Source organism: Microvirga sp. GN3 (assembly GCF_055792825.1).
In genome coordinates, this window is sequence record NZ_JBVVAK010000150.1 from 12771 (window position 1) to 17794 (window position 5024).

The window sequence follows — 5024 nt, forward strand, 5'->3', positions numbered from 1 at the left end:
CAGCGGTAGTACTCTTAGTAGCTGGACGACTGGTGTACTCACTCGTCCACACTACCTGTGGTGGAAGGGTATGGGAAGGTGGTGTCCATCACACCTGCTCACTCATGTGGTCAGCAGGTCGATGATTCTCATGATGGCGACTGCATTGCCCTTATTCTGCGTGCCTTCCGTGGTGATGCCCTTGGCGCAGGTCCACACGTCTCCCTTCTTGACCGTGAACTGCTTGTCGTTCTGCACCACCGCGAGTTCGCCCTCCGTCATGTGGCAGAGCATGTCGTTCATCATGACGTTGTCCGGGGTCTTGGCACCGGGTTGTAGAACGATGTCGCTCAGCCGAACCTTCTTGTAGGCAGGGATCAATGACTCCCGCTCCCCCAAGGCAATCTGCCTGACGCCCTGGATCAGTTCCTTGCCCTCGTTGGGGCCATAGGTTTGGGCGGCAGCCTGTTCTGGAAGAACAAGCCCTGATAGTCCGGCGAAACCGATGGCAAGGGCTGATCGACGGTCGATGTTCGGCATCGCGTCCTCCTGTTGTTGAGGTCGCCTGCTCCGGGCCGGGCCGACTTTCTTGCTCGACCCGAGAAGAGCGACGTGGCCGATGAAGGTGGGCCGAGGCGCTGCCCTTCCCCTGCGCTCGACGACAGCGGCATCCAACTCAGGGCAGCCAGAACACACGTTATTACGCCCAAACTATACGCCTGAGATGCCGCTCCCGCAAAGGTCAGGTTTTGGGAGTATCGGATAGAGGACGTACGGCTCGCGTGCATTTGGAATAGGTCGCCTCTTCTCCTTCTAATCGCGGTGGTCCAGTCTCACAAAACTTGCTCGAACTCTCTCACAACCATCCGCGCCTGCTTGATACACTCGGGTCAAGCTTGGCAGCCGGAACTTGCCGCCCCCCATTCGAGGCTGGACAGCCCCACCTGCCCGCCGCAGAATTCATCCTCGAATGGCACCGGGGGCCGATGGGTCCGCAGGAGCACTGGGTCGAGCGGCGGCTGGCCGCTATCTTAGCGGCTGACGTGGCGGGATATTCCCATCTCATAGAACAGGATGAGACCAGGACGTGCCTGAGGACAATCGCCTTCAGTTCCGGATCGGGGTAGATGTTGGGGATGGGATGGATTTGGGAGACGATCCGCTCAGGGACGCGTGAACATCGCCGCGACTGAGCCGCAGAGAGGGAGAGTGGCATGCCTATTTTCCTCGACCGCCATGATATGAAGGGAACGAACGCTACCGAAGTGGCTGAGGCGCACCTGAAGGACTTGGCAATTCAAGACCAGTATGGGGTGAAGTTCCTCACCTACTGGTTTGATGAGGATCGCGGGACCACCTTCTGCCTTGTTGACGCTCCCGACAAGGAGACGGCGCAGCGGGTGCATCGGGACGCTCACGGCCATGTAGCCGGTGAGATCATTGACGTATCTCTCTCGGCTGTCGAGGCGTTCTTGGGCCGCATCAGTGACCCTCAGCCCCCAACTCCATCTCCATCTGCCATTGCGGAGCCTGCTCACCGGGCCATCATGTTTACCGACATCGTGGAGTCCACTGAGATGACGGCGCGGCTCGGAGATGCTGCGGCAACCGAGCTTGTGCGGGCACACGATTCTTTGGTGCGCCGGGCTCTGTCACGATACGGCGGTCGCGAAGTCAAGCACCTCGGGGATGGCGTTATGGCATCGTTCGACTCGACCCCAGCGGCGGTCGAGTGTGCCAAGGCCATCCAGCGGTCGTTTGACCGCTACAACCGGGCAAGCGCGGAGCCGATCCATATTCGCATCGGCATGGACTGTGGTGAACCTATCGAAGACAGCCACGATTTCTTTGGATCAACGGTGCAGAGAGCGTCTCGGGTTTGTGGTGCGGCGGGTCCAGATCAGATTCTGGTTTCGAACGCTGTGCGAGTGGAATGTGCCGACGAGGATGGTTTCGCCGACTGCGGCTGTAAGAATCTCAAGGGCTTTCATCAGCCGGTGCAACTTTTCGAATGTGATTGGCATAGCGAGGCATCAGACTGACTCGCTGTCATGGTGGGGCTTCGTCTCAGGACGCAACAGGCACCTCCGGTTCCATAAATTGCACGTGATCCTTCTCCTCCTGCTGATGATCAACCTGGAAGCGGAAGGTCGCCAACAGGAACACAGGTGAGGACGCCATTGCTGATGAGCCCGTAATCATGGGTGGCTCCCCTGGTGACCAGAACGACTGAGCCGACTTCAAGATCGGTCAGCGCTCCCGCAACACCCGAGAAGATCAGATCCTCGCAGCCGAAGGTCGTGAACAGGATCGTCGCCAGCGTGGCGGCGTTGACCTTTCCAATACCAGAGTGGGACAGGACGATAGGTCGGGAGCGGTTCGGGAAATACCCCTTCCAGAACTGAAACCCAGCAAGGGTGGTCGGCTCCCCGTCAAACTCGAAGCGGTGGTGAAGAGCGTCGAGTTCCTCAGGAGTCGCACAGAGAATGCCTGTTGTCATCGAAGCTGCTTCATCCGTGCGGATCAGCGTCGGACGGTTCGTCAGCAAGCCGCTTGATCTCGAAGACTATGGCGACGAGGACAGCGGAGAATATGAGGACCTTTGTCAAAGCGGCGAGCGTTCCCTCCTGGATGCCAGGGTTCATCCCGATCAGCGGGATCAGCAACAGGACCGGAATGCCAAGCGTAAGGGCACCCAAGATATAGAGCGCACTGGCTGGCCTGTCAGACGCACGAGCCTTGTGAGAGGGAGCCGTCGAGGCATTCTGGGCCAACGTCTTTATCTTTTCTGAAGCATCTAACAGACCCGGAGCCGACACCCTCATTGCTTGCTGCTTCATGGCAATCCTCCCCTGATTTGTGCTTCACACAAGTGTGTCGGGCAAGCCCAGGCGTTGCAAGGCAATCAGCAAATCAGAGAGAATGCAAAGGGGGTACGTTCGTCTTAATCTTCCGCCCCTTTGGCCTCAGCCGCCGTCCAGAGCCCCACGATCACGTCGGGATCTGTGATTCTAAAAAGCTCCTCCATGGTCATGCCCTTTGAGAGGCCATACCGAAGCATCTTCTCACGATCAGCCTCGAACATGTCCTGGTCAGCCCATTCAGGTCGGGCATCGATCAGGGCGTTCATCATGCGCCAGACGCGATGGGAATGAGATTGGCCGAACATCGCCGCCTCTTGCTACATCCATTCTCTGTTTTCCCATGGATGCCAGAAAAGCTCGAACGGATGATGAACGGGCAGACCGTTCGCTCCTGGATGTTCCGCCGATGGTATGGACATTGGGAGTCATTCGAGCCGGGAAGGAGCGAAGAAAGCCCCTAAACGTCAGTGAACTGGACTTGTCGCTGCACCGGAATTTCCGTTGCCCCTGGTTTAGGCACGGTTACGCTTGGGCACCTACCCTGCTGCTGGTGAGACCAAGAGATGGACGGGAAAGCTGCCGATCACCGGAACGTCTGGTTCCTCAACACCCTCGTTATCATCCGCATCTCGTCACGAGATGGTTCAGACGGGATCTCAGTTCTTGAGCACCGGGCCTCAAAGGGGGATTCCCCGCCCCTTCACATCCACCATCATGAGGACGAAATCTTCCACGTTCTTGAAGGTGAGGTTCGCTATCGCGTTGGAGATCAGGAGCGCCGGGCCAGCGCGGGGGAGACGCTCCTGACCTCAAAGGGCATTCCTCACACCTACCGAGTTGAGTCGGATGAGGCTCGCATGCTCACCATCACCCGAGGCGAGTTCGAAAATTTCATCCGTGCCTTCGGGCGACCTGCCGAACGCGAAGAGCTTCCCGATCCGTCTGGTCCTCCCACACCGGAACAGGCCGAGGCTCTCGCCCGCGCCTGCCAGCAGTTTGGGAGGCTTTGTCGCAATTTCAGACCGTGGGCAGAAAGATCCCAGAGCGGTTCGTATTCACTCATGCGGCGAGCAGGTGAAACTGCTCGGCGAGCGATAGATGCCGACTGCAGGCATAGTTCGCCTGCTGTTTGCGCATCATGTGGATCATCTCAATGCCACCCAGGATCACGCGTGCGCTGGCCATAGACTGGAAGCCGCGCGTTGGTCGGATCACACGCTTGAGCGCACCATTATCCGCCTCAATGATGTTGTCAGATAGGCGCTTTGTCGGATGCGGATAGGTTCCAGAAGACGTCTTGAGCGATCCTGTAAACGGCCCTCGGCATCACACGATAGGATTGCCTCGCGGTTCGTCTGACTACCATCGATGACGATCCGCTCGGGCCGGCCGTGGCGGTTGAGCGCCTTGCGCAGGAACCGCTTGGCAGCAGTCAGATTACGCCGCTCGCTGAACCAGAACTCGATGGTGTCGCCGTTGCTGTCAATGGCGCGATACAAGTACATCCAGCGCCCGCGGACCTTGATGTACGTTTCGTCAATGTGCCACTTGCCAGTGACGGCCCGCTTGCGTGAATTGAAGCGCTCCAGCAGTTCGGGCGAGTAGCGGATAACCCATCTGTGAACGACCTGTGAGAAAATCCCTTTGACAGGCCAGGTGGCGTCCCTTCACGGTGGTCACTCCTCCACGATGTCTGTGAGCAGACGAGCGGTCGTTATGCAGGAGATCTACTCGGTAAGGGGCCCAGCTTGCGACGTCAGCACCTGCCGATTTGCCTTCTTCAGGCTATGTGTGCTCCAAAACGCGGCCGCCACCGCAGTCGGATCCACTGCTGGACATTGTAGGTCAATACCGCCCAGAGCGCCTCGGTGCCGACCTTCGCTAACCCACGCACATGGAAGCGCCGGAGATCAAGCTTCTCCTTCAGCCATGCATTGACCAGTTCCGCCACGCGTCCACGCTCACGCAGCAAGGTCCGTGTTTCGGGACTGGCTTGACGAGCCCGGAAGGCGCTCACCACCGGATCCTCATGCGTGACCACGATCGACCGCCCGTAAGTGCGATTGCCAGAACAGCACTGGCGGCGGCTGGGACAGACCCGACAATCGGTCTTGCTGGCCTGGTAGCGCACCAGCCTTCGTCCCGGCCGGTCATGGCCGTCGCGGGCCGTCAGACGCTTAC

General features: G+C 58.8%; 6 protein-coding genes and 2 pseudogenes. 2 read left to right on the plus strand and 6 right to left on the minus strand.

Annotation, left to right across the window (positions count from 1 at the left end):
• Nucleotides 1-102 precede the first annotated feature (102 nt).
• On the minus strand, nt 103-519 hold the full coding sequence (locus ACS5Q1_RS38450) for a hypothetical protein (RefSeq protein ID WP_473103178.1): 417 nt from the start codon (nt 517-519) through the stop codon (nt 103-105).
• Between the two features lie 674 nt (nt 520-1193).
• Between ACS5Q1_RS38450 and ACS5Q1_RS38455 the strand changes: the two genes are divergently transcribed.
• Complete coding sequence (locus ACS5Q1_RS38455) at nt 1194-2021, plus strand: nickel-binding protein (RefSeq protein WP_473103179.1); 828 nt, start codon at nt 1194-1196, stop codon at nt 2019-2021.
• Nucleotides 2022-2110: 89 nt separating this feature from the next.
• Here ACS5Q1_RS38455 and ACS5Q1_RS38460 read toward each other — a convergent pair whose 3' ends face one another.
• From ACS5Q1_RS38460 to ACS5Q1_RS38470, 3 genes are all read right to left on the minus strand, one after another.
• Nucleotides 2111-2479: a 5'-methylthioadenosine/S-adenosylhomocysteine nucleosidase family protein gene (locus tag ACS5Q1_RS38460; RefSeq protein ID WP_473103180.1), complete on the minus strand. Its 369-nt coding sequence runs from the start codon at nt 2477-2479 to the stop codon at nt 2111-2113.
• 10 nt (nt 2480-2489) lie between these two features.
• Nucleotides 2490-2819, minus strand: coding sequence for a hypothetical protein (locus tag ACS5Q1_RS38465; protein ID WP_473103181.1), 330 nt, complete (start codon nt 2817-2819; stop codon nt 2490-2492).
• A gap of 104 nt (nt 2820-2923) precedes the next feature.
• Nucleotides 2924-3148, minus strand: a complete 225-nt coding sequence (locus ACS5Q1_RS38470) for a hypothetical protein (protein WP_473103182.1) — start codon at nt 3146-3148, stop codon at nt 2924-2926.
• Nucleotides 3149-3406: 258 nt separating this feature from the next.
• On the opposite strand from ACS5Q1_RS38470, the pseudogene ACS5Q1_RS38475 reads away from it, so the two are divergent.
• Nucleotides 3407-3820, plus strand: a pseudogene (locus ACS5Q1_RS38475) (cupin domain-containing protein); the annotation flags it as partial.
• Nucleotides 3821-3902: 82 nt separating this feature from the next.
• Here ACS5Q1_RS38475 and ACS5Q1_RS38480 read toward each other — a convergent pair.
• Nucleotides 3903-4468 (minus strand): annotated as a pseudogene (locus ACS5Q1_RS38480) (IS6 family transposase); the annotation flags it as partial.
• A gap of 155 nt (nt 4469-4623) precedes the next feature.
• Nucleotides 4624-5024: transposase (locus ACS5Q1_RS38485; RefSeq protein ID WP_473102157.1), on the minus strand; the 401-nt coding region annotated here is incomplete at its 5' end.

Excerpts from the sequence above, each read along its gene's own strand:
- ACS5Q1_RS38450 (WP_473103178.1), bottom strand. The coding sequence starts at position 519 with ATGCCGAACATCGACCGTCGATCAGCCCTTGCCATCGGTTTCGCCGGA.
- ACS5Q1_RS38460 (WP_473103180.1), bottom strand. The coding sequence starts at position 2,479 with ATGACAACAGGCATTCTCTGTGCGACTCCTGAGGAACTCGACGCTCTT.
- ACS5Q1_RS38470 (WP_473103182.1), bottom strand. The coding sequence starts at position 3,148 with ATGTTCGGCCAATCTCATTCCCATCGCGTCTGGCGCATGATGAACGCC.
- ACS5Q1_RS38455 (WP_473103179.1), top strand. The coding sequence starts at position 1,194 with ATGCCTATTTTCCTCGACCGCCATGATATGAAGGGAACGAACGCTACC.
- ACS5Q1_RS38465 (WP_473103181.1), bottom strand. The coding sequence starts at position 2,819 with ATGAAGCAGCAAGCAATGAGGGTGTCGGCTCCGGGTCTGTTAGATGCT.